The following is a 21,759-nucleotide window of genomic DNA, read 5'->3' on the forward strand; positions in this document are numbered from 1 at the left end:
CACGACCATGACGATCTTCAAGCACACCCTGCTCGCCCTGGCCGTGTCCGCGCTGGCCTGCGGCGCCGCCGTCGCCGGCCCTGCCGCCGACCTGCCGAAGGACCTGCCGCCCTACGCGGCCGACAAGCCGCTGCCCGTGCCCGACATCGCGAAGAAGACCCTCGCCAACGGCCTGGAGGTCTGGGTGGTGCCGCGCGACGGCATCCCGCGCGTGGATTACGTGCTCGCGGTGCGCAACGCCGGCTACGTCGCCGATGCGCCCGATGCGCCCGGCTTCGCCTCGATCATGGCCGGTCTGCTGGCCGAGGGCACGGCGAAGCGTGATTCCCGCGAGATCGCCGAGTTCGCCCAGGCACAGGGCGGCAGCGTCGGCGCCTCGGTCAGCAGCGACGGCGCCCTGGTCTACGGCAACGCGCTGGCCGCCAACGCCAGCCCGATGCTGTCGCTGCTTGCAGAAGTGGCGCGCACGCCGTCCTTCCCGGAGGGCGAGGTCAAGCTGGCCCAGGCCAATGCCCTGCAGGCGCTGAAGGCGGCCGAGGCGCAGCCCGGCTTCCGTGCCAACCGCGCCCTGCTTAAGGCGGTGTACGGCGATCATCCGTACTCGCGCACGCAGCAGACCGAGGCCTCGATCATGGCGATCACGCCCGGGGTCCTGCGTAGCGAGCACGCACGCCGCTTCCATCCCGAGCGCGCGCTGCTGGTGGTGGCCGGCCGGATCGACGCCGCCGATGCCTTCCGCATGGCCGAGGAGGTCTTCGGCGACTGGAAGGCGTCCAGCGCCGACGTCCCGCCCACCCCGGCCACGCGCCGCGAGGCCCAGGCGCAGCGCCTGCTGTTGCAGCGCGACGGCAGCGTGCAGTCGACCCTGCGCCTGGCCAGCCCGGCGGTGCCCGCGAACGATCCCGACGCGATCCCGCTGCAGCTCGCCGGCACCGTGCTCGGCGGCAGCTTCTCCAGCCGGGTGATGCAGAACCTGCGCGAGGAGAAGGGCTACACCTACGGCGCCCGTGCCGGCTCCACGTCCTCGGCGCAGGGCGGCTACGTGAGCGGTTCGGCCGACGTGCGCAACGAGGTCACGGGTGCGTCGCTGACGGAGTTCTTCAAGGAATACGAGCGGATCGGCACCGAGCCGGTGCCCGCCAGCGAACTCGACGACACCAAGCGCTACGTCGCCGGCGGCTACCTGATCGGCAACCAGATGCAGGCCTCGGTGGCCGCCAGCCTGGCGACCAACTGGCTGGTCGGCCTGCCGCCGGAGTACCTGGGCGAATACGTGCCCAAGGTGCGCGCGGTGACCGCGGAGCAGGTACAGGCGATGGCGGCGAAGTACTTCGCCCCGGAGCGGCAGACCATCATCGTCGTCGGCGACGGTGGCGCGGTCTCGGAGCAGCTGGCCGACTGGGGCGAGTTCACCAAGGTGGAGTAAGACCACCGGAGGCCCGCATCTTCCCCCGCAAAGCGGGGGAAGATGCCCGCGGGGCGGGAATGGGTGGCTAGGCCGGGGCCGGGACGGCCCGCCCCCGGTTGAGCCACCAGGCGAAGCCCGCGGCGGTGAAGAACATCAGCAGGCTGTACACCGCCGCCGGGATCGCCATGGCCGCGCTGCCGAGCACGTTCAGGGCAATGAAGATCGCCAGGGTGCCGTTGTGGATCCCGATCTCCATCGAGATCGCGATCGCCTGGGGGCGCGGCAGCCTGAGCGCCAGCGGTGCGGCGTAGCCGGTGCCCAGGCTGGCCAGGTTGAAGAGCAGGCAGGCCAGGCCCACCGTCGCCAGCGACGACAGCAGCACGGCCCAGGACTGGGCCACCGCCACCGCCACCAGCAGCGCCAGCACCAGCACCGCCAGCAGGCGCAGCGGCTTCTCCGAGGCCGCCGCGAAGGCGGGCGCGAAATGGCGCACGGCCATGCCCGCGGCCACCGGCAGCAGGATGATCACCGCAACCTCGATCACCTTGGCCACCGGCGGCGGCACGTACTGGCCGGCACCCATGAAGTACTCGAGCGACAGGTTCAGGATCACCGGCAAGGTCAGCAGGCAGAGCAGGCTGTTGATGGCGGTGAGGGTGATGTTGAGCGCGACATCGCCACGTGCGAGATGGCTGTAGATGTTGGCCGTCGCCCCGCCGGGCGAGGCCGCAAGCAGCATCAGGCCGACCGCCAGCTCCGGGCGCAGCCCGAAGCCCAGGGCCAGGCCGAAGGCCACCCAGGGCAGGAGCAGGGTCTGCAGCCCCAGGCCGAGCAGCACCGCCTTCGGGTAGCGCGCCACGCGCCGGAAGTCGTCCAGGGCCAGGCCCATGCCGAGGCCGAGCATGATCACGCCCAGGGCCAGCGGCAGCAGGAGGTTGGTGAGCAGCGAAGCCTGCATCGGCATCCTTTCCGTCGTGGGTTTCGATCCGTGGAAGCTTGGCGCGTGCCCGGGCGCTGTGCACGCCGCGTTGCAGCGTGCGCCTGGATGCACGAAGGCCGCCCGGAGGCGGCCTTCTGGAATCATTCCCGGCGGTGGGCGGCGTCAGCTGCCCAGGCCCTCGACGCGGCGTGCCTGCAGGAAGCGGCCGGCCCAGTAGCCGGTGTCCAGGCGCGAGACGGTCACGTCGCGGCCGGTGCGCGGCGCATGCACGAACTGGCCGTCGCCGAGGTAGATGCCGACGTGGTCGACGCGCTTGCCGCGGCGGCCGAAGAACACCAGGTCGCCGGCGACCAGGGACGTGCGCTCGACCTTCTCGCCGTTGCTGGCCATGTCGCGCGAGACGCGCGGCAGCTCGATGCCCAGGGTGGTGCGGAACACGTAGTTGACCAGGCCCGAGCAGTCGAAGCCGGAGTCGGGCGAGGTGCCGCCCCAGCGGTAGGGCGTGCCGAGCAGGCCCAGGGCTCGCTGCAGCACGGCCTGGATGCGGCTGGGCGGCTCGTCCTTGCCGGCCGCCAGGGCCTGGCCGGCGTCGATCAGCTGGCTGACGTCGGCGGCACTGAGCATGTTGCGGTCGGGTGCGAAGGCGCTGCCGACCAGGGTCTGGCTGGCCGAGCCGGCCAGCAGCTGGTCGGCGGAGTCGGCGGCCAGCGGAGCCGCCAGCGCAGGCGCGAAGGCCAGCGGCATCAGGCAAGTGAAAAGGAGGGAGCGCACCCGCAGGGCGGCACGGCGACGGTGGTCGGTCGGGGCGGGAACAGTCACGCGGTCTTCACAAGTCAGCACAGCAGCGCGTGATGGTGCCGTAGAGAGTCGCCCCGTTTGTTAATTTTCCATCAGCAGGGCGTGAAGAAAAGTGTGACGCACGTCGCCGAATTAGCGCAGGATGCGTTTTGCCCCGCTGTAATTCCGCCGCCAGTAGGTGCCGTCCAGGTGGTCCAGGCGGACCGTGCCCCCGGTGCTGGGTGCGTGGACGAAGCGGCCTTCGCCGACGTAGATGCCGACGTGGGTGACGTTGCCGCCGCTGCCGAAAAACACCAGATCGGCGGTGGCCAGCTTCCGCGGTTCGATCTTCGGGCCCTGGTAGGCCGCAAGCTCGCGTGAAGTGCGCGGCAGCTTCAGGTCGAGCATGTCGCGGTAGACATAATTGACCAGGCCGGAGCAGTCGAAGCCGCCCTCCGGGGTGTTGCCGCCGTAGCGGTAGGGCGTGCCGACCAGGCTGATGGCCCGCATCAGCACCGCATTGGCCGAGGCCGGGTCGTCCGGGGTGACCTGGGGCCACTCGCGCTGGGCGGCCGGAGCCGGCGCCGGCGGGGTGGGGCGGACATCGTTGCGTGCGTCGCGGCCGCAACCGGCGGCCAGCAGCACGATCGCCAGCGCGGCGATACCGCCGGCGGTGGCGCCGATTGGCGCGCGGCGGCCGGTGTCTGGATAATGCGTGCCCTTGCCCATCGGCCGGCATCTTGGCCGAGCCCCTTCTTCCTTACAAGCGGCCCGCGCGCCGCGCCACAGGATCCACAGCCCATGAAGATCGAGAAAGACCGCGTCGTCCGCTTCCACTACACCGTGTCCGAGAAGGGCGGCGAGCCGGTGGAGAGTTCGAAGGACCGCGGCGAGCCGCTGGCCATCCTGGCCGGCCACGGCAACATCATCCCGGGCCTGGAGAAGGCGATGGAAGGCCATGCCGCCGGTGACAGCTTCGCCGCCGACGTGCCCGCCGCCGAGGCCTACGGCGAGCGCCGCGACGGCATGACCCAGCGCGTGCCGAAGAAGCACTTCGCCGGGCAGAAGCTCGCGGTCGGCGACCAGGTGGTGCTGAACACCAACTTCGGCCCGCGCGCGGTCACCATCGAGAAGGTGGGCATGAGCGTGGTCGACGTCGACCTCAACCACCCCATGGCCGGCAAGGACCTGCACTTCGACATCGAGATCGTCGACGTGCGCGAGGCGCAGCCGGTCGAGATCGAGCACGGCCACGTGCACGGCGACGGCGGCCATGACCACGGCCACGGCGACGAAGCCGCGGACGCGGGCGGCGACGAGGCCGGCAAGGCCGACTGACGGCGCGCCGGCACCGCTACACTTCCACCATGGATCAACGCGTCGATGTGGTGGTGGTGGGTGGCGGTGTCATCGGACTGTGCACTGCGCTGTGCCTGGTCGAGGCCGGGCGCAGCGTACGCGTGCTGGAGGCGAAGACCGTCGGCAGCGGCAGTTCGCACGGCAACTGCGGCACGCTGACGCCGAGCCACGCTGCGCCGCTGTGTGCGCCGGGCACCATCGTGCAGGCGATGCGCTGGATGCTGACGCCCGACGCGCCGCTGTACGTCGCGCCGCGGCTGGACCCCGGGCTGTGGCGCTGGCTGCTCGGCTTCGCGCGGCGCTGCAACGCGCGTGACTGGCAGGGCGCACTGCGCGCGCGCGCAGCCATCCTCAACGACTCGATCGCCGCCTATCCCGGCTGGGTGGCCCGCCACGCGCCCGCCGCCGAATTCGCGAAGGAGGGCGTGGACTACGTCTTCCACACCGCGCGCGGCTTCGACGCGCTCTCCCGCGAGATCCCGCTGCTGGCCGAGGCCGGCATCGCCACCGAGGTCATCGATGGCGTCGACTACGAGCGCGAGGACCCGGCCTTCAAGCCCGGCGTCCACGCCACCATCCGCTTCCCCGGCGACGCCCGGCTGCGCCCCGACCGCTACGTGCGTGGCCTGCTGGAATCGCTGCGCGCGCTGGGTGGCGTGGTCGAGGAAGGCTGGGAAGTGCAGGGCATCGAGGAGGATGCCGACGACGTGGTCGTGCACGGCAGTCGCGGCCGGCTGCGCGCGCGCGACGTGGTGGTCGCCACCGGCGCCTGGTCGCCCGTGCTGATGCGCTCGGCCGGTCTGGGTGCGCTCCCGGTGCAGCCCGGCAAGGGCTACTCGATCACCTACGATCGGCCGTCCCTGGTGCCGCGGCGCCCGGTGACGCTGCACGAACCCAGTGTCTGCGTTACCGTCTGGGACAGCGGCTACCGCCTGGGCAGCACCATGGAATTCTCCGGCTACGACACCAGCCTCAACCGTCGCCGGCTCGACGCGCTCGAGCGCGGCGCGGCGGCGTTCCTGCACGAGCCGGTGGGCGCGGTGAAGCGCGAGGAGTGGTACGGCTGGCGCCCGCTGAGCGTGGACGACGTGCCGATCATCGGCCGCGTTCCGGGGCGTCGCCACGCTTGGGTGGCGACCGGCCACGGCATGCTCGGCGTCAGCATGAGTCCGGGCACCGGGCAGCTGGTCGCAGACCTGGTCTGCGGCCGCGAGCCGCGGATCGATCCCGCCCCCTATTCGCCGGAGCGCTTCCGGTGAGCGCCGACCGTGGGCTCCACGTCGATCTCGCCGTCGTCGGCGGCGGTTCCGGCGGGCTGGCCGCGGCCTTCCGCGCCGCCGGCCACGGCGCGCGCGTCGCGCTGCTGGAACCGGGCGAACTCGGCGGCACCTGCGTCAACGTCGGCTGCGTGCCGAAGAAAGCGATGTGGCTGGCGGCCGAACTCGGCGCGCACATCCGCATGGCCTCGGCGCTGGGCTTCCCGGTGGAGCCGGCCTGTCCTGACTGGGCGCAGCTGATCGCCAGCCGCCAGCGCTACATCGCCAACATCCACGCCAGCTACCGCCGACGCCTGGACGAAGCCGGTATCGTGCTGCTGCCCGCGCGCGGCCGACTGACCGGCGGCGGCATGGTGGAGTGCGAAGACGGCAACCGGCTGGAGGCGAAGCACATCCTGGTCGCGACCGGCGGCCGGCCGGTGCGGCCGGACATCCCGGGCGCGGAGCTGGGCATCGACTCGGACGGCTTCTTCGCGCTGTCGGAGGCGCCGCGGCGGGTGGCGATCATCGGCGGCGGCTACATCGGCGTCGAACTCGCCGGCGTGCTGCAGGCGCTGGGCAGCCGGGTCGAGCTGTTCGTGCGCGGCGACAGCCTGCTCAAGGGCTTCGACCCCGAGGTCGTCGAGCGGCTGCAGGGCAACATGCACCAGGCCGGCATCGCGCTGCACTTCGGCTATTCGCTGGCGGCGCTGGAGGCCTGTGCGGGCGGCGGCGCGCGGCTGTGCGAACAGGGCGGCGACACCGGCGAGCCCTTCGACGCGGTGATCTTCGCCACCGGTCGCCGGCCTAACACCGACGGCCTGGGCCTGGAGGCCGCCGGCGTGCGCACCGCGGCCGATGGCCATGTCGAGGTCGATGCCTTCCAGGCTACCAGCGCCAAACGCGTCTACGCGGTCGGCGACGTGACCGGCCGCCTGGCGCTGACGCCGGTGGCGATCGCCGAAGGCCGCCGGCTGATGGATCGCGTGTTCGGCGGCGAGCCGGATGCGTGCGTCGACCACGACAACGTGGCCACGGTGGTGTTCTCGCACCCGCCGCTGGGCAAGGTCGGCCTGACCGAGGCCGAGGCGCGCGAGCGCTTCGGCCATGATGCGGTCAGCTGCCATGGCACCACCTTCCGGCCGATGCTGCATGCATTGGCCGACGCGCAGCAGCACAGCATGTTCAAGGCCGTCTGCGTGGGGAAGGAAAAGCGCGTGGTCGGCCTGCACCTGGTCGGCGAGGCGGCCGACGAGATCCTGCAGGGCTTCGCGGTGGCGGTGAAGCTGGGCGCGACGCTCGCCGACTTCCACGCCACCGTGGCCATCCATCCGACCAGCGCCGAAGAGATCGTGCTGCTGCGCTGAGCGGTTAGCATGGCGGCATGGACATCTTCAGCCTGCACCGCGGCACCGCGCCGCTGCTCGTCAGCCTGCCGCACGACGGCACCGTCATCCCGGAGGCGATGCGGCCGCGCCTGGCCGAAAGCGCGCGCGGCGTGCCAGATACCGACTGGCACGTCGCGAAGCTTTACGACTTCGCGCGCGAGCTGGGCGCCTCGGTGCTGGTGCCGAGGCATTCGCGCTACGTGGTCGACCTCAACCGCAGCGAGGACGACACCTCGCTGTATCCCGGGCAGAACACCACCGGCCTGTGCCCGGTGCGCCAGTTCGACGGCAGCCCGGTCTACCTGGACGGCCAGGAGCCCACGCCGGAGGAAGTGCGCGCGCGCGTGGAGACGTACTGGCGGCCGTACCACGACGCACTGGCGTCGGAGCTTGAACGCCTCAGGGCGGAGCACGGCCGCGTGATGCTGTGGGAAGGTCATTCGATCCGCGGCGAACTGCCGTGGCTGTTCCCGGGCCGGCTGCCCGACCTGAACCTGGGCACCGCCAGCGGGACGAGCTGCTCGCCCGAACTGGCCGAGCGCCTGGCCCTGCTGCTGGCGAAGCAGGACGGCTACGACTGGGTCGCCAACGGCCGCTTCAAGGGCGGCCATATCACCCGCCACTACGGCCGGCCCGAACAGGGCGTGGAGGCGGTGCAGCTGGAGATCAGCCAGCGCTGCTACATGGACGAGGCGACGTTCGAGTGGTTGCCGGACAGGGCCGCCGCGCTGCAGCCGGTGCTGCGTGCGCTGCTTGAGGCCTGCCTGCCGTAGGGACCTGCCTTTGGGGGCAACCCGGCGGAACTCAGACTTCCAGCGTCGCCAGGTCGCCCTTGTCCTCCAGCCAGGCCTTGCGGTCCGACGCCCGCTTCTTCGCCAGCAGCATGTCCATCAGCGAGCGCGTCTGTTCGGCGTCGTCGACGGTCAGTTGCACCAGACGGCGGGTGTCGGGGTGGATGGTGGATTCGCGCAGCTGCGAGGGGTTCATCTCGCCCAGGCCCTTGAAGCGGGTCACGTTGACCTGGCCCTTGAGCTTCTCGCGCGCGATCTTCTCCAGCAGCAGGCGCTTCTCCTCCTCGTCGAGCGCGTAGAACACCTGCTTGCCCACATCCACGCGGTACAGCGGCGGCATCGCGACGAAGACGTGGCCGGCGCGCACCAGGGCCGGGAAGTGGCGCAGGAACAGCGCCGAGAGCAGGGTGGCGATGTGCAGGCCGTCGGAGTCGGCGTCGGCCAGGATCACGACCTTGCCGTAGCGCAGGCCGGAGATGTCGTCCTTGCCCGGGTCGCAGCCGATGGCGATGGCGAGGTTGTGCACCTCCTCGCTGGCCAGCACGCTGCCCGAGGCCACTTCCCAGGTGTTCAGGATCTTGCCGCGCAGCGGCATGATCGCCTGGAAATCCTTGTCGCGCGCCTGCTTGGCGCTGCCGCCGGCGGAGTCGCCCTCGACCAGGAACAGTTCGGTGCGCGAGAGATCCTGGCTGATGCAGTCGGCGAGCTTGCCGGGGAGCGCCGGGCCCTGGGTGACCTTCTTGCGGACGATCTGCTTCTCGGTCTTCAGGCGCGCGCTGGCGCGGTCGATCGCCAGCTGCGCGATCTTCTCGCCCAGTTCGACGTGCTGGTTGAGCCAGAGGGTGAACGCGTCCTCGGCCGCGCCCTCGATGAAGCCCGCGGCCTGGCGCGAGCTCAGGCGTTCCTTGGTCTGGCCGCTGAACTGCGGGTCGCTCATCTTCAGGCTGAGCACGAAGGACACGCGGTCCCAGACGTCCTCGGGGGCGAGCTTCACGCCGCGCGGCAGCAGGCTGCGGAACTCGCAGAACTTGCGCAGTGCGTCGGTGAAGCCGGACCTCAATCCGTTGACGTGGGTGCCGTGCTGCGCCGTCGGGATCAGGTTGACGTAGCTTTCCTGCACCAGCTCGCCCTCGGGGATCCAGGCCGCGGCCCAGTCCACGATCTCGGTGTCCTTCTTCAGGCCACCGAGGAACAGCTCCGGCGGCAGCGGTTCGCGCCCCGTCAGCTCGCCGGCGAGGTAGTCGCGCAGGCCGTCGGCGTAGTGCCACTCGTCGCGCTCGCCAGTGGCCTCGTCGATGAGCGTCACGGTCAGGCCGGGGCAGAGCACGGCCTTGGCGCGCAGCAGGTGGCGCAGGGCGCGGAGGGCGAACTTCGGGGTGTCGAAGTACTTCGGGTCCGGCCAGAAGCGCAGGCGGGTGCCGGTGTTGCGCTTGCCCACGGTGCCGATGACCTCGAGCGGGCTGGCCACGTCGCCGTCGCGGAAACTCATCCGGTGCTCGTTGCCCTCGCGCCGGATGTGCACCTCCACCAGCGTGGACAGCGCGTTGACCACGCTCACGCCCACGCCGTGCAGGCCGCCGGAGAACGCGTAGTTGCGGTTGCTGAACTTACCGCCCGCGTGCAGGCGGGTCATGATCAGTTCGACGCCCGGCACCTTTTCCTCGGGGTGGATGTCCACCGGCATGCCGCGGCCGTCGTCGGAGACCTCGCAGCTGCCGTCCTTGAACAGGGTGACCGAGATCGCGCTGGCGTGGCCGGCGAGCGCCTCGTCCACCGCGTTGTCGATGACCTCCTGCGCCAGGTGGTTGGGCCGGGCGGTGTCGGTGTACATGCCGGGGCGGCGCTTGACCGGATCCAGGCCGGAGAGGACTTCGATGTCGGCGGCGTCGTAGCGGGAACTCATCGGCGGGATTCGGGGGCGCTGGGGTAGGGGAAGCCGATCAGGATGGCGGGGTGGGCAGGGCGGGTCAAGGCGGGGTATTGACCCCGATCAAGAGCCCTGCGCCCGGGATCGCCGAGCATGCGCGGACCAGCCTGCAGGGGGCCCCATGACCGCTTCCACCGACGACTACGCCGACCTCCACCAGAGCTACGGCCGCTGCCTGCGCGACCGGGACTTCATCGGCCGCTTCTACGAGGTGTTCCTCGCCAGCAACCCCGAGGTGCCCCCGCTGTTCGCGCACACCGACTTCAACAAGCAGCGCATGGCCCTTCGGCGGGGCATCACCATGGCGATCTTCCATGCCGGAGGCAGCCGCGTGGTCGACCGCGGGATCGCGGAGATGGGCAGCGTCCATGCCAGTGGCGGCCGCTGCCCGGTACCGGCAGCGCTGTACCGGGACTGGATCGACAGCCTCCTGAAAGTGGTTGCCGAGACCGATCCCGAGGCCGACGAGGCGCTGATGGCGCGCTGGCGGGAGGCGATGGGCGTGGTGGTGGGGACCTTCCAGGCCCGCGACGGGGCCACCGCGGCCGGGCCGGAGCCGGCGCGGGACGGCGCCCGCGGGCTGTTCTCGCGGGTGATGCAGGGACTGAGGCCGCAGCAGGCCTGAGGCCGGCAACGCCCGTCTCCGCCCTGCGCGGGAGCAGGCAGCCCCACGCGTCGCGGGCTGTCAAGGTCGCCCCGGTCACCGGCAGCCGGTAGACTATGGCTTTCCAGCGGCAGCATGACCATGACTCCCCTGATCTTCGTCACCGGCGGCGTGGTGTCCTCGCTTGGCAAGGGCATTTCGGCGGCGTCGCTCGCGGCCATCCTCGAAGCCCGCGGACTGCGGGTGACGATGATGAAGCTCGACCCCTACATCAACGTCGACCCGGGCACCATGAGCCCGTTCCAGCACGGCGAGGTCTACGTCACCGACGACGGCGCCGAGACCGACCTGGACCTGGGCCACTACGAGCGCTACGTCAACGTGCGCCTGTCGGGGAAGAACTCGATCACCACCGGCAAGATCTACGAGAACGTGATCCGCAAGGAGCGCCGCGGCGACTACCTCGGCGCCACCGTGCAGGTGATTCCGCACATCACCGACGAGATCAAGCGCTGCATCGACACCGCCACCCAGGGTTACGACGTGGCCCTGGTCGAGATCGGCGGCACGGTGGGCGACATCGAATCGCTGCCCTTCCTCGAGGCCATCCGCCAGATCCGCACCGAACGCGGCCCGGACAAGGCGCTGTTCATGCACCTGACCCTGGTGCCGTGGATTGCGGCCGCCGGCGAGCTCAAGACCAAGCCCACCCAGCACTCGGTGAAGGAACTGCGCTCGATCGGCATCCAGCCCGACGTGCTGCTGTGCCGCAGCGAGCAGCCGCTGCCCGACAGCGAGCGCCGCAAGATCGCCCTGTTCACCAACGTCTCCGAGAAGGCCGTGATCTCGGTGGTGGACCTGGACAACATCTACAAGATCCCGATGTGGCAGCACAGCCAGGGCCTGGACGCGATCGTGCTCGAGCGCCTGCGCCTGGACGGCAAGGCCGCGCCCGAGGCCGACCTGTCGGCCTGGCAGGACGTGGTCGACGCCACCGAACACCCGATCGACGAGGTCACGATCGCGGTGGTCGGCAAGTACGTCGACCACAAGGACGCCTACAAGTCGGTGGCCGAGGCCCTGCGCCACGGTGGCATCCGCCAGCGCACCCGCGTGAACCTGAGGTGGCTGGAATCGCAGGACATCGAGCGCGACGGCGCTGCGGCCGTGCTGGCCGGGGTCGACGGCGTGCTGGTGCCCGGCGGCTTCGGCGACCGCGGCTTCGAGGGCAAGGTGCTGACCGCGCAGCATGCGCGCGAAACCGGGCTGCCGTACTTCGGCATCTGCTACGGCATGCAGGCCGCGGTGGTGGACGTCGCCCGCAATCTGGCCGGCCTGGGCGGCGCGAACAGCACCGAGAACGACCGCCAGACCCCGCACCCGGTGATTGGCCTGATCACCGAGTGGCGCACCCAGTCCGGCGATGTGCAGCGGCGCAGCGAAGACAGCGACCTCGGCGGCACCATGCGCCTGGGCCTGCAGGAGCAGCGCCTGAAGCCGGGTACCCGGGCGCGCGAGATCTACGGCAAGGACGTGGTGGCCGAGCGCCACCGCCACCGCTACGAGTTCAACAACCGCTACCGCACCCAGCTGGAGGACGCCGGCCTGGTGATCAGCGCAAAGTCCATGGACGACCTGCTGGTGGAAATGGTCGAACTCCCGGACCACCCCTGGTTCATCGCCTGCCAGGCGCACCCCGAGTTCCTGTCCACCCCGCGCAACGGCCACCCCCTCTTCATCGGCTTCGTCCGCGCCGCGCGCGAGCGCAAGGCCGGCGGGAAGCTGCTGAAGGAAGCGAGCGCGTGAGCATTTTCTGGCCACGGATCTACGCGGATTACGCGGATCAGTCTGTTGGCTTCTTCAGCCATTCCGCAAGAAGCATGGCCTCCAGGCCTGCCTTGTCGCAGCGGGGTGCCTGTGTGCTATCTGCTTTCATCCGCGTGATCAGCGTAAATCCGTGGCAAAAAAGGCTTTCCAAATGAACCTCTGTGGCTTCGAAGTCGGCCTCGACCGGCCGTTTTTCCTGATCGCCGGGCCCTGCGTGGTCGAGAGCGAGCAGCTGCAGCTCGACGTGGCCGGGCAGCTGAAGGAGATCACGTCGGCGCTGGGCATCAACTTCATCTTCAAGTCGAGCTTCGACAAGGCCAACCGCACCTCGGGCACCGCGTTCCGCGGGCCGGGCATGGAGGAGGGCCTGCGCGTGCTGGACGAGGTGAAGCGGCAGGTCGGCGTGCCGGTGCTGACCGACGTGCACGAGTACACGCCGATGGACGAGGTCGCCAGCGTCGTCGACGTGCTGCAGACGCCGGCCTTCCTGGTGCGCCAGACCGACTTCATCCGCAAGGTCTGCGCGGCCGGCAAGCCGGTGAACATCAAGAAGGGCCAGTTCCTCTCGCCCTGGGACATGAAGCCGGTGGTCGAGAAGGCGAAGTCGACCGGCAACGACCAGATCATGGTCTGCGAGCGCGGCGCAAGCTTCGGCTACAACAACCTGGTCAGCGACATGCGCAGCCTCGCGGTGATGCGCGACACCGGCTGCCCGGTGGTCTTCGACGCCACCCATTCGGTGCAGCTCCCGGGCGGGCAGGGCACCTCCAGCGGCGGCCAGCGCGAATTCGTGCCCGTGCTTGCCCGCGCCGCGATCGCCGTGGGTGTGTCCGGCGTCTTCATGGAAACCCACCCCGACCCGGCCAAGGCGCTGAGCGACGGCCCCAACGCCTGGCCGCTGCCGAAGATGCGCGCCCTGCTCGAAACCATGCTCGAACTCGACGCCGTCACCAAGCGCGGTGGCTTCCTCGAGAGCGATGTTTGAAAAAGCCTTGCCACGGATTACGCGGATCACGCGGATTCACGCGGATCAGGCCGAGGCGAGAAACGTGTGGAACGCACACAGGTATTGATAGAAGTAGAAAAAACAGACTCAAAAAAAGTAGCCAAGGGCAGCGCGCTCCCTTTGACCTCGTCCAGATCTGATCCGTGTAAATCCGCGTGATCCGCGTAATCCGTGGCAAAAAAGCTCTTCCCGCAGTCCCACCTACAAAGCGACAAAGCGAAACCATGACCGATATCTCCAGCATCCATGCCCGTGAAATCCTCGACAGCCGGGGCAATCCCACGCTCGAAGCCGAGGTGACCCTCGCCGACGGCGCGTTCGGACGGGCGATGGTGCCCTCGGGCGCCTCGACCGGTACCCGCGAGGCGGTGGAACTGCGCGACGGCGACAAGACGCGCTACCTCGGCAAGGGCGTGACCCGCGCGGTGGCGAACGTCAACGGCGCGATCGCCGAGGCGCTGAAGGGTTTCGACGCCGCCGACCAGGCCGGGCTGGACAAGCGCCTGATCGACCTCGATGGCACTGACAACAAGGGCCGGCTGGGCGCGAACGCGCTGCTGGGCGTGTCGATGGCGGCGGCGCACGCGGTGGCGGCTTCGCGCCGGATCCCGCTGTGGCAGCTGCTGGCCGGCGACCGCGCACCGGTGTTGCCGGTGCCGATGATGAACATCATCAACGGCGGCGCGCACGCCGACAACAACGTCGACCTGCAGGAATTCATGGTGCTGCCGGTGGGCTTCGACTCGTTCTCCGAGAGCCTGCGCGCGGGCACCGAGATCTTCCATGCGCTGAAGTCGGTGCTGAAAGGCCACGGCCTTTCCACCGCGGTCGGCGACGAGGGCGGCTTCGCCCCCGACCTGCGCAGCAACGTCGAGGCGCTGGACACCATCCTCGAAGCCATCGGCAAAGCCGGCTACCGCGCCGGCGACGACGTGCTGCTCGGCCTGGACGTGGCCTCCAGCGAGTTCTACGACAACGGCAAGTACCACCTGGTCGGCGAGGGCAAGCGCCTGAGCGGCGAGCAGTTCACCGACTTCCTCGCCTCCTGGTGCGACCAGTACCCGATCATCACCATCGAGGATGGCATGGCCGAGGCCGACTGGGACGGCTGGAAGCTGCTGACGCAGCGCCTGGGCGACCGCGTGCAGCTGGTCGGCGACGACCTGTTCGTCACCAACCCGTCGATCTTCCGCGAAGGTATCGACAGCGGCACCGCCAACGCCATCCTGATCAAGGTCAACCAGATCGGCACCCTGACCGAGACGCTCGAGGCGATCGCGATGGCCGACAAGGCCGGTTATGCCGCGGTCGTGTCCCACCGCTCGGGCGAGACCGAGGACACCACCATTGCCGACATCGCGGTGGCGACCACGGCCACCCAGATCAAGACCGGCTCGCTGTGCCGCAGCGACCGCGTGGCCAAGTACAACCAGCTGCTGCGCATCGAGGAGTCGCTGGGCGCCGGTGCGCGCTTCGCCGGCCGCGACGCCTTCGTCTCGCTGAAGCGCTGACGGACGCCGCGATGCGCATGCTGCGGATCGTGCTGGTGGTGCTGGTCGCGCTGCTGGCGTGGCTGCAGTACCGGCTATGGTTCGGCAGCGGCGGCAACCACGAGGTCGCCGCCCTGCAGGAGCAGGTCGAGCAGCAGGCGCGGCAGAACGACGGCCTGCGCGAGCGCAATGCCGCGCTGGCCGCCGAAGTCGCCGACCTCAAGTCCGGCGAGGCCGCGATCGAGGAACGCGCGCGCGCCGAGCTGGGCATGATCAAGCCGGGCGAGACCTTTTATCGCGTGGTCGATCGCGCGGCGCCCGCGGCGCCGGCCCCCGCGACCGACGACGGGGACGTGACGCCATGAGCCAGCGCGTCCCCGCCAGCGCGGAGCCGGGTCGATGACCTGGGTCGTGGTTCCCGCCGCGGGGCGCGGCGCGCGCTTCGGCGGCGAGGTGCCCAAGCAGTATCTCGAGGTCGCGGGCGAACCGCTGATCGCGCACAGCCTGCGCGCGCTGTTCGCGCACCCGGGCGTCAAGGGCGCGGTGGTGGCGCTGGCCGAAGGCGATGCCCGCTGGCAGGGCTGGAGCGACGGCAGCGGCCGCCCGGTGCTTGCCTGCACCGGTGGCGACACCCGCGCGGAATCGGTGCTGGCCGGCCTGGCCGCGCTGCCCGACGAGGTGCGCGCCGACGCCTTCGTGCTGGTGCACGATGCCGCGCGCCCGAACCTGCGCCTGGGCGATCTTGCCGCCCTGCTGGAACGCGGCCGCGAGGATCCGGTCGGCGCCATCCTCGCCACGCCCGTGCGCGACACCCTCAAGCGCGCCGGTGACGAAGGCGGCATCGACCGCACCGAACCCCGTGAGCGCTTGTGGCGTGCGCAGACCCCGCAGCTGTTCCGCCGCCTGCAGCTTCGCCTCGCCCTCGAGGCGGCGGCGGCCGACGGGATCGAGGTGACCGACGAATCCATGGCCATGGAGCGCAAGGGCGCCCGCCCGCTGCTGGTCGAAGGCGCGGAGGACAACATCAAGGTGACCACGCCCGCCGATCTGGTCTATTTCGAGTTCCTGCTCGCGCGCCGCGCGGTGGGGGAGGACGCATGAGCATCCGCATCGGCCACGGCTACGACGTCCATGCCTTCGGCGAAGGCGACCACGTGATGCTCGGTGGTGTGCGCGTGCCGCACGACCGCGGCCTGGTCGCGCACAGCGATGGCGACGTGATCCTGCATGCGCTCTGCGACGCCATCCTCGGCGCGCTGGCGCTGGGCGACATCGGCGTGCATTTCCCGCCGTCGGACGAGCGCTGGCGCGGCGCCGACAGCCGTGCGTTGCTGCGCCACTGCGTGGCACTGGCCGCGGAACGCGGCTGGAAGGCCGGCAACGTCGACGCGACCGTGATCTGCGAGCGCCCGAAGGTCGGCCCGCACGCGCAGGCGATGCGCGAGGCGATTGCCGCCGACCTCGGCATCGCGCTGGATGCGGTCAGCGTCAAGGCCACCACCAGCGAGCGCCTGGGCTTCGTCGGCCGCGAAGAAGGCATAGCGGCGCAGGCCGTGTGCCTGCTCGTGGCGGCCTGAACGGGGTGATGGGCGCTTGGCCGTGTCGGCGGCGCAGGTGAGCCCGTCGCTGCCGCGCGCGCACGGTGCGCCGGTGCTGGCGGCGCGCATCCGCGTTGCGCCCGAGGATTTCGATGTCACCGAGATCGACGGCTTCGAGGCCAGCGGCGCCGGCGAGCACCTGCTGTTGACCATCGAGAAGCGCGGCATGAACACCGCCTTCGTCGCACGCCTGCTGGCCGAATGGGCAGGCGTGGACGAGCGCGCCGTCGGCTACGCCGGCCTCAAGGACCGGCACGCGGTGACCCGCCAGCGCTTCAGCGTGCAGTTGCCCGGACGCGAGGCCCCGGACACCGCGACGCTGGAACGCGACGATGCCGCGACCGGCCAGCGCCTGCGCGTGCTCGGCCAGGCCCGGCACTCACGCAAGCTGCCGCGGGGTGCACTCGCGGGCAACCGCTTCAGGCTGGTGCTGCGCGAGGTCGAAGGCGATCGCGGCGCGATCAAGGAACGCCTGCAGGCCATCGCCGCCCGCGGTGTACCCAACTATTTCGGCGGGCAGCGCTTCGGCCACGGCGGCGGCAACGTCGACAAGGCCCTGCGCATGTTCGGCGGCCTGCGCGTGAAGCGCGACGAGCGTGCGCTGCTGCTGTCCGCTGCGCGTTCGGCGCTGTTCAACCGCGTGCTGGCCGCGCGGGTGGCCGACGGCAGCTGGGACCGTGGCCTGGAGGGCGAAGCCTGGATGCTCGACGGCAGCCGCAGCGTGTTCGGCCCCGAGCCTTGGAGCGATGCGCTGGCGACGCGGCTGGAAGCCTTCGACATCCATCCCGGTGCGCCGCTGTGGGGGCGCGGCGACCTGCGCAGCGCGGCCGCGGCGCGTGCGGTGGAACTGGCGGCGCTGGCCGACGAGGGCAGCGGCCTGCTACGCGCGGGTCTCGAGGCCGCCGGCCTGAAGCAGGAGCGGCGGGCCACCCGGCTGCGGCCCGGCGACCTGTCCTGGCAGTGGCTGGGCGACAGCGCGCTGGAGGTCGGTTTCAGCCTGCCCGCAGGCTGTTATGCCACGGCCGTGCTCGCTGAACTCGGCACGATCAGCGACGCTGGCGCCCGCTGAGCCGCCGCTCGTCGGAAAGCCACGACGGGCACTGGCAGCTCCGCTTCGCCGGGTATACAGGTGGTCCTGCACATCGTCGGCAACGATGTGCCATACGAGGAGGGCTCCCATGAAAACGATTCATCAGGCCGCCCTGGTCACTGCATCGGCGGTGTTGCTCGCGGCTTGTGCCAGCAGTGGCGGCACGGCTTCGACCCGGCCCGCGGCGCAGCCGCAGCAGCACGCGCCCGGCCAGGCGATCCAGGACGCGGCATACGTGGCGATGGTGGAGCGGGTGGCGCGCCGTCGCGGCGTGACCGTGCGCTGGTTCCATCCGCCGGTGAAGCGGGCCGAGGGCGCCGCCGCCGACGTGGACAACCAGTAGTTCAGCGCCGCGCCAGCAGCACCAGCACCGCGCCGGTCCCGCCCTGGGCGGGCGGCGCGGAATGAAACGCCAGCACGTCCGAACGCTGGCGCAGGATGCGGTCGACCACGTTCTTCAGCACCGGCAGGCTGTCGTCGGAATTGATGCCCTTGCCGTGAATGACGCGCACGCAGCCGTGGCCGGCGTCGCGGGCCTCGACCAGGAAACGGCGCAGCAGCGCTTCGGCGGCCGCGGCGTCGGCGTAGTGCAGGTCGAGCTCGTCCTGGGCGGCATACAGCCCTTGTGACAGGCGCTTGAGCGTTCGCGGGGGGACCTGTTCGCGGCGATGGGCCATCACGTCGCCGCGGCCGATCGAAAAGGCTTCGCCACGCCCCAGCCGGAAATCCTCGCGCGCCTGCGCCTCGTCGCGCTCGGCCATGCGCGCGCGCGGGCGTGGGCGCGGACGCTCCGGCGGTGTCGGAGCCGCCGGCAGCTCGCGCACCGGCCCGACCGCGGCCCGGAACAGCGCCGCGTCGTCGTCTTCGTCGTGTTTCCCGCCCGTTCCGGCCATGCCACAAGCCTAGCGCGGGGGACCGGCGGCGTCGCGTTCCGCTATCATGAACGCAATGAAAATCCTCGTCAGCAACGACGACGGCGTCGACGCCCCCGGCATCCGCGCGCTCGCCGCAGGCCTGCGCGCGGCGGGGCATGAAGTCACCGTCGTCGCACCGGACCGCGACCGCTCCGGCGCCAGCAATTCCCTCACCCTGGACCTGCCGCTGCAGGCCGTGCAGCTCGATGCCGCCACCTGGCGCGTGCACGGCACGCCGACCGACTGCGTCCACGTCGCCATTACCGGCATGCTCGAAGACGAGCCCGACATCGTGGTGTCCGGCATCAACGACACCGCGAACCTCGGCGACGACGTGATCTATTCCGGCACCGTGGCCGCGGCGATGGAAGGCCGCTTCCTGGGCCTGCCCGCGGTGGCGGTGTCCCTGGTCACCCGCGACCATCAGGGCCAGCACTACGAAACCGCCGCCCGCGCCGCGGTGGAGATCGTGGCCCGGCTCAAGGCCGATCCGCTGCCGGCCGACACCATCCTCAACGTCAACGTCCCGGACCTGCCGTGGTCGGAGATCGAGGGCTTCGAGGTCACCCGCCTGGGCAACCGCCACCGCGCCGAGGCCTGCATCCCGGCGCAGGATCCGCGCGGCCGCCATTTCTGGTGGATCGGCGGCGCCGGCGCCGAGCAGGACTCGGGCCCCGGCACCGATTTCCACGCCGTGCGCACCAGGCACATCGCGATCACCCCGATCCAGGTCGACCTCACCCGCTACCAGGCGCTGGAGCAGGTAGCGGCCTGGGTCGGCGGGCTGGAAGAGGCGCTGCGCAACGGGGGGCAGGCATGACCCCACGGCTCCGGCTCCAGCCCGAGGCGATCGGGATGGGGATGACCTCGCAGCGCGTGCGCGACCGTCTGATCGAGCGCCTGCGCGGCAACGGCATCGTCGACGAACGCGTGCTCAACGCCATCCGCACCGTGCCGCGGCACCTGTTCATCGACGAGGCGCTGGCCACCCGCGCCTACGAGGACACCGCGCTGCCCATCGGCCACGGCCAGACCATCTCCCAGCCCTGGGTGGTGGCGAAGATGACCGAGGCCCTGTTGGCCGACGGCGCGCAGCCGCAGCGCGTGCTCGAGGTGGGCACCGGATCCGGCTACCAGGCCACGATCCTTGGCGCGCTGGGGCTGCAGGTGTACACGGTCGAACGCATCGGCGACCTCCTGCGGGTGGCGCGCAAGCGCTTCCGCTCGCTGGGCCTGAACGTGCGCAGCAAGCACGATGACGGCCGCGTCGGCTGGCCGGAGGAAGCGCCCTTCGACGGCATCCTGGTCACCGCCGGCGCGCCGGCCCTGGTCGAAGCGCTGAGCGCGCAGCTCGCGCCCGGCGGCACCCTGGTGGCGCCGGTCGGTGCCGGCGGCGCGCAGTCGCTGCTGCGCCTGCGCAAGGACGCCGAGGGCCGCATCACCCAGGACACGCTGGCCAACGTCGCCTTCGTGCCCCTGCTTTCCGGACTGGTGGACTGACACATGAGCGATCGACCGGGCCCGACCGGCCCCGCCGGCGAGGCCTCCCTGCGTACCCAGCTCGAAGGCATCATCGAGCGCCTGCCCAGCGGCTCGATGAGCCTGGGCGAGCTGCTGGCCGTGATCGGCGACGAAGGCCTGCTGGTGCTGTCCATCCTGCTGACCCTGGTGTTCCTGATCCCGGTGTCGATCCCGGGCGTGAGCACGGTGTTCGGCGCGGCCATCCTGCTGGTGGGCCTGAGCCGCCTGTCCGGCCGCCCGCTGTGGGTGCCGAAGAAGCTGGCCGATCGTCAGCTCCCGGCCGACCGCCTGCGGCCCGCGCTCACCGGCGGCATGGCCTGGGTGCGCCGGTTGGAGCGCATCAGCCGGCCGCACCGCATGCCCGGCCTGGTCGACGGCCGCGCGATGCACGTGTTCAACAGCCTCGCCTTCATCTTCGCCGCGCTGCTGCTGATGGCGCCGTTCGGATTCGTTCCGTTCAGCAACACCATCCCCGCGATCGCGCTGCTGCTTTACGCTGTCGGCTTCATCCAGCGCGATGGCGGCGCCGTGCTCCTCGGCCATCTCGCCACGATCGGCACCGTGGTCTATTTCAGCGTGCTGATCGGAGGCGGCGGCCTGGCCCTGACGCACCTGTGGCAGCGCTTCGCCGGTTGATCCGTCCCGCCATGCCCAACACGGAGGTCCATTCGCGCATGCCCCCGATCCGTCGAGCCGCCCGCATCGCCCTGGTTCCCCTGGTCGCCCTGGCCCTGGCCGTGGCCGGCTGCGGCACCAGCAAGGTGGTCCGCGAAGGCGGCAGCGGGGCCGCCCGCACCTCCACGCCGAAGCCGGGGCAGACGGTCACCGTGCGCAGGGGCGACAACCTCTACCGGCTGGCCGTGAACAACGGCATCAGCCCGCTGGATCTGGCGATGTGGAACGGCATCCAGCCGCCATACACGATCTATCCCGGGCAGAGCCTGCGCCTGTACCCCTCGTCGGGGAGCGCGCGCGCCAGCACGGCCTCGACCAGCCGCCGCGGCACGGGCAGCACCACTGCGCGGCCGCCCACCGACAGCCGCGGCCGCGTGGTCCAGCCGACGCAGACCCCGCCGCAGCCCACTGGCCCGGCGCCGGTGCAGAGCGCGGTGTCCTGGCGCTGGCCCGCCGACGGCCAGCTGGTCAGCCGCTACGTCGAGGGCGACCCGACGAAGCAGGGCATCGGCGTGGCCGGTTCGGCCGGACAGGCGGTGCGTGCCGCAGGCGACGGCGTGATCGTGTATTCGGGCTCGGGCCTGGTCGGCTACGGCGAGCTCATCATCATCAAGCACGACGAGCAGTGGTTGTCGGCCTACGGCCACAACCGCAGGCGCCTGGTGGGCGAGGGCGACCGCGTGAAGGCCGGCCAGCAGATCGCCGAGATGGGCCGCACCGGCGCCGAGCGCGACATGCTGCACTTCGAGATCCGCTACAACGGCAAGCCGGTCGACCCGCTGCGCTACCTGCCGCGGCGCTGAGCGCGCCTCAATCGCCGGTGAGGATGAAGCCGGCCACCACCCGCCGGCCCTCGCTGGCCAGCACGTTGAAGGTGCGCGCGGCGGCGGCGTTGGTCATCGCCTCCAGGCCGATCCCGCGCGACAGGCAGGCAGCCATCGTCCGCGGCGGCGGGAAACCCTGGGACTCGCCGGTGCCGATCACGATCACTTCCGGCTCCAGCGCCAGCAGCGGTTCGAGCTGCTCCGGCGCCAGTCCGGCGATCGCGGGCACAGGCCAGTCCTCGACCAGACGGTCGGGGGCGATGATGAAGCTCGACCGCAGCTCGCGGTCGTTGACCCGCGCCGAGCGGCCGTCGGCGGCGCGCAGCACGTAGTCGTAGTCGGGACGTTCGTGAACCAGGTCCAT

24 protein-coding genes are annotated in these 21,759 nt (G+C 70.8%); 18 read left to right on the plus strand and 6 right to left on the minus strand.

Annotation, left to right across the window (positions count from 1 at the left end):
• The first annotated feature begins 7 nt into the window (after nt 1-7).
• Complete coding sequence (locus E2170_RS03745) at nt 8-1,426, plus strand: M16 family metallopeptidase (protein ID WP_132999286.1); 1,419 nt, start codon at nt 8-10, stop codon at nt 1,424-1,426.
• A 67-nt stretch (nt 1,427-1,493) separates the two neighbouring features.
• On the opposite strand, the gene E2170_RS03750 is transcribed toward E2170_RS03745, so the two are convergent.
• The 3 genes from E2170_RS03750 to E2170_RS03760 all read right to left on the minus strand — a co-directional run bounded on the left by E2170_RS03750 (nt 1,494) and on the right by E2170_RS03760 (nt 3,854).
• On the minus strand, nt 1,494-2,366 hold the full coding sequence (locus E2170_RS03750; RefSeq protein WP_132999287.1) for a bile acid:sodium symporter family protein: 873 nt from the start codon (nt 2,364-2,366) through the stop codon (nt 1,494-1,496).
• A gap of 144 nt (nt 2,367-2,510) precedes the next feature.
• On the minus strand, nt 2,511-3,167 hold the full coding sequence (locus E2170_RS03755; RefSeq protein ID WP_243708040.1) for a C40 family peptidase: 657 nt from the start codon (nt 3,165-3,167) through the stop codon (nt 2,511-2,513).
• A gap of 111 nt (nt 3,168-3,278) precedes the next feature.
• Entirely contained in the window at nt 3,279-3,854 is a 576-nt protein-coding gene (locus tag E2170_RS03760; RefSeq protein ID WP_132999288.1) for a C40 family peptidase, read from the minus strand.
• 72 nt (nt 3,855-3,926) lie between these two features.
• Here E2170_RS03760 and E2170_RS03765 point away from each other — a divergent pair, with 72 nt between their 5' ends.
• Genes E2170_RS03765 through hutG form a run of 4 tightly spaced genes read left to right on the plus strand, consistent with a single transcriptional unit; the run spans nt 3,927 to nt 7,901 of the window.
• Complete coding sequence (locus E2170_RS03765; RefSeq protein ID WP_132999289.1) at nt 3,927-4,463, plus strand: FKBP-type peptidyl-prolyl cis-trans isomerase; 537 nt, start codon at nt 3,927-3,929, stop codon at nt 4,461-4,463.
• Nucleotides 4,464-4,492: 29 nt separating this feature from the next.
• Entirely contained in the window at nt 4,493-5,743 is a 1,251-nt protein-coding gene (locus E2170_RS03770; RefSeq protein ID WP_132999290.1) for an NAD(P)/FAD-dependent oxidoreductase, read from the plus strand.
• Complete coding sequence (gene gorA, locus E2170_RS03775; RefSeq protein WP_132999291.1) at nt 5,740-7,107, plus strand: glutathione-disulfide reductase; 1,368 nt, start codon at nt 5,740-5,742, stop codon at nt 7,105-7,107. Before E2170_RS03770 ends, gorA begins: the two co-directional genes overlap by 4 nt.
• Nucleotides 7,108-7,124: 17 nt before the next feature.
• Nucleotides 7,125-7,901, plus strand: a complete 777-nt coding sequence (hutG, locus tag E2170_RS03780; protein WP_132999292.1) for an N-formylglutamate deformylase — start codon at nt 7,125-7,127, stop codon at nt 7,899-7,901.
• Nucleotides 7,902-7,932: 31 nt separating this feature from the next.
• Here the strand turns inward: hutG and parE are convergent, their stop codons facing one another.
• Complete coding sequence (gene parE, locus E2170_RS03785) at nt 7,933-9,822, minus strand: DNA topoisomerase IV subunit B (RefSeq protein ID WP_132999293.1); 1,890 nt, start codon at nt 9,820-9,822, stop codon at nt 7,933-7,935.
• A 145-nt stretch (nt 9,823-9,967) separates the two neighbouring features.
• Between parE and E2170_RS03790 the strand changes: the two genes are divergently transcribed.
• From E2170_RS03790 to E2170_RS03830, 9 genes are all read left to right on the plus strand, one after another.
• Nucleotides 9,968-10,471 (plus strand): globin, encoded by a 504-nt coding sequence (locus tag E2170_RS03790; RefSeq protein WP_207914911.1) that lies wholly within the window; start codon nt 9,968-9,970, stop codon nt 10,469-10,471.
• Nucleotides 10,472-10,591: 120 nt separating this feature from the next.
• Nucleotides 10,592-12,256: a CTP synthase gene (gene pyrG, locus E2170_RS03795; RefSeq protein WP_133000000.1), complete on the plus strand. Its 1,665-nt coding sequence runs from the start codon at nt 10,592-10,594 to the stop codon at nt 12,254-12,256.
• A 172-nt stretch (nt 12,257-12,428) separates the two neighbouring features.
• Nucleotides 12,429-13,262, plus strand: a complete 834-nt coding sequence (gene kdsA / locus E2170_RS03800; protein ID WP_132999294.1) for a 3-deoxy-8-phosphooctulonate synthase — start codon at nt 12,429-12,431, stop codon at nt 13,260-13,262.
• A 245-nt stretch (nt 13,263-13,507) separates the two neighbouring features.
• Nucleotides 13,508-14,794 carry a phosphopyruvate hydratase gene (gene eno / locus E2170_RS03805; RefSeq protein WP_132999295.1) on the plus strand — a complete coding sequence of 429 codons (1,287 nt, stop codon included), beginning with the start codon at nt 13,508-13,510 and terminating at the stop codon, nt 14,792-14,794.
• Between the two features lie 11 nt (nt 14,795-14,805).
• Complete coding sequence (ftsB, locus tag E2170_RS03810; protein WP_132999296.1) at nt 14,806-15,138, plus strand: cell division protein FtsB; 333 nt, start codon at nt 14,806-14,808, stop codon at nt 15,136-15,138.
• 34 nt (nt 15,139-15,172) lie between these two features.
• Nucleotides 15,173-15,874: a 2-C-methyl-D-erythritol 4-phosphate cytidylyltransferase gene (ispD, locus tag E2170_RS03815; protein ID WP_132999297.1), complete on the plus strand. Its 702-nt coding sequence runs from the start codon at nt 15,173-15,175 to the stop codon at nt 15,872-15,874.
• Nucleotides 15,871-16,350, plus strand: a complete 480-nt coding sequence (gene ispF, locus E2170_RS03820; protein WP_132999298.1) for a 2-C-methyl-D-erythritol 2,4-cyclodiphosphate synthase — start codon at nt 15,871-15,873, stop codon at nt 16,348-16,350. Before ispD ends, ispF begins: the two co-directional genes overlap by 4 nt.
• Nucleotides 16,351-16,387: 37 nt before the next feature.
• Nucleotides 16,388-17,440: a tRNA pseudouridine(13) synthase TruD gene (truD, locus tag E2170_RS03825; protein ID WP_207914912.1), complete on the plus strand. Its 1,053-nt coding sequence runs from the start codon at nt 16,388-16,390 to the stop codon at nt 17,438-17,440.
• A gap of 109 nt (nt 17,441-17,549) precedes the next feature.
• Nucleotides 17,550-17,804: a hypothetical protein gene (locus E2170_RS03830; protein WP_132999299.1), complete on the plus strand. Its 255-nt coding sequence runs from the start codon at nt 17,550-17,552 to the stop codon at nt 17,802-17,804.
• Nucleotide 17,805: 1 nt separating this feature from the next.
• On the opposite strand, the gene E2170_RS03835 is transcribed toward E2170_RS03830, so the two are convergent.
• A complete protein-coding gene (locus E2170_RS03835; RefSeq protein WP_132999300.1) occupies nt 17,806-18,354 on the minus strand; it encodes a Smr/MutS family protein in 549 nt (182 codons plus the stop codon).
• 55 nt (nt 18,355-18,409) lie between these two features.
• Between E2170_RS03835 and surE the strand changes: the two genes are divergently transcribed.
• From surE to E2170_RS03855, 4 genes are read left to right on the plus strand one after another with little or no spacing between them, the layout of a single operon-like run.
• Nucleotides 18,410-19,195 carry a 5'/3'-nucleotidase SurE gene (gene surE / locus E2170_RS03840; RefSeq protein ID WP_132999301.1) on the plus strand — a complete coding sequence of 262 codons (786 nt, stop codon included), beginning with the start codon at nt 18,410-18,412 and terminating at the stop codon, nt 19,193-19,195.
• Entirely contained in the window at nt 19,192-19,875 is a 684-nt protein-coding gene (locus tag E2170_RS03845; RefSeq protein ID WP_132999302.1) for a protein-L-isoaspartate(D-aspartate) O-methyltransferase, read from the plus strand. Before surE ends, E2170_RS03845 begins: the two co-directional genes overlap by 4 nt.
• 3 nt (nt 19,876-19,878) lie before the next feature.
• Complete coding sequence (locus E2170_RS03850) at nt 19,879-20,532, plus strand: exopolysaccharide biosynthesis protein (protein WP_132999303.1); 654 nt, start codon at nt 19,879-19,881, stop codon at nt 20,530-20,532.
• A 38-nt stretch (nt 20,533-20,570) separates the two neighbouring features.
• Nucleotides 20,571-21,374: a peptidoglycan DD-metalloendopeptidase family protein gene (locus E2170_RS03855; RefSeq protein ID WP_132999304.1), complete on the plus strand. Its 804-nt coding sequence runs from the start codon at nt 20,571-20,573 to the stop codon at nt 21,372-21,374.
• Nucleotides 21,375-21,381: 7 nt separating this feature from the next.
• On the opposite strand, the gene E2170_RS03860 is transcribed toward E2170_RS03855, so the two are convergent.
• On the minus strand, nt 21,382-21,759 hold the full coding sequence (locus tag E2170_RS03860; protein WP_132999305.1) for an Mth938-like domain-containing protein: 378 nt from the start codon (nt 21,757-21,759) through the stop codon (nt 21,382-21,384).

Source organism: Luteimonas arsenica (genome assembly GCF_004352825.1).
Lineage (GTDB): Bacteria > Pseudomonadota > Gammaproteobacteria > Xanthomonadales > Xanthomonadaceae > Luteimonas > Luteimonas arsenica.

What these genes read in the sequence shown, in the direction of transcription:
- E2170_RS03745 (WP_132999286.1), top strand. Translation starts at nt 8, where the DNA reads ATGACGATCTTCAAGCACACCCTGCTCGCCCTGGCCGTGTCCGCGCTG.
- E2170_RS03750 (WP_132999287.1), bottom strand. Translation starts at nt 2,366, where the DNA reads ATGCAGGCTTCGCTGCTCACCAACCTCCTGCTGCCGCTGGCCCTGGGC.
- E2170_RS03760 (WP_132999288.1), bottom strand. Translation starts at nt 3,854, where the DNA reads ATGGGCAAGGGCACGCATTATCCAGACACCGGCCGCCGCGCGCCAATC.
- E2170_RS03765 (WP_132999289.1), top strand. Translation starts at nt 3,927, where the DNA reads ATGAAGATCGAGAAAGACCGCGTCGTCCGCTTCCACTACACCGTGTCC.
- E2170_RS03770 (WP_132999290.1), top strand. Translation starts at nt 4,493, where the DNA reads ATGGATCAACGCGTCGATGTGGTGGTGGTGGGTGGCGGTGTCATCGGA.
- hutG (WP_132999292.1), top strand. Translation starts at nt 7,125, where the DNA reads ATGGACATCTTCAGCCTGCACCGCGGCACCGCGCCGCTGCTCGTCAGC.
- parE (WP_132999293.1), bottom strand. Translation starts at nt 9,822, where the DNA reads ATGAGTTCCCGCTACGACGCCGCCGACATCGAAGTCCTCTCCGGCCTG.
- E2170_RS03790 (WP_207914911.1), top strand. Translation starts at nt 9,968, where the DNA reads ATGACCGCTTCCACCGACGACTACGCCGACCTCCACCAGAGCTACGGC.
- pyrG (WP_133000000.1), top strand. Translation starts at nt 10,592, where the DNA reads ATGACTCCCCTGATCTTCGTCACCGGCGGCGTGGTGTCCTCGCTTGGC.
- kdsA (WP_132999294.1), top strand. Translation starts at nt 12,429, where the DNA reads ATGAACCTCTGTGGCTTCGAAGTCGGCCTCGACCGGCCGTTTTTCCTG.
- eno (WP_132999295.1), top strand. Translation starts at nt 13,508, where the DNA reads ATGACCGATATCTCCAGCATCCATGCCCGTGAAATCCTCGACAGCCGG.
- ftsB (WP_132999296.1), top strand. Translation starts at nt 14,806, where the DNA reads ATGCGCATGCTGCGGATCGTGCTGGTGGTGCTGGTCGCGCTGCTGGCG.
- ispD (WP_132999297.1), top strand. Translation starts at nt 15,173, where the DNA reads ATGACCTGGGTCGTGGTTCCCGCCGCGGGGCGCGGCGCGCGCTTCGGC.
- ispF (WP_132999298.1), top strand. Translation starts at nt 15,871, where the DNA reads ATGAGCATCCGCATCGGCCACGGCTACGACGTCCATGCCTTCGGCGAA.
- E2170_RS03830 (WP_132999299.1), top strand. Translation starts at nt 17,550, where the DNA reads ATGAAAACGATTCATCAGGCCGCCCTGGTCACTGCATCGGCGGTGTTG.
- E2170_RS03835 (WP_132999300.1), bottom strand. Translation starts at nt 18,354, where the DNA reads ATGGCCGGAACGGGCGGGAAACACGACGAAGACGACGACGCGGCGCTG.
- surE (WP_132999301.1), top strand. Translation starts at nt 18,410, where the DNA reads ATGAAAATCCTCGTCAGCAACGACGACGGCGTCGACGCCCCCGGCATC.
- E2170_RS03845 (WP_132999302.1), top strand. Translation starts at nt 19,192, where the DNA reads ATGACCCCACGGCTCCGGCTCCAGCCCGAGGCGATCGGGATGGGGATG.
- E2170_RS03850 (WP_132999303.1), top strand. Translation starts at nt 19,879, where the DNA reads ATGAGCGATCGACCGGGCCCGACCGGCCCCGCCGGCGAGGCCTCCCTG.
- E2170_RS03855 (WP_132999304.1), top strand. Translation starts at nt 20,571, where the DNA reads ATGCCCCCGATCCGTCGAGCCGCCCGCATCGCCCTGGTTCCCCTGGTC.
- E2170_RS03860 (WP_132999305.1), bottom strand. Translation starts at nt 21,759, where the DNA reads ATGGACCTGGTTCACGAACGTCCCGACTACGACTACGTGCTGCGCGCC.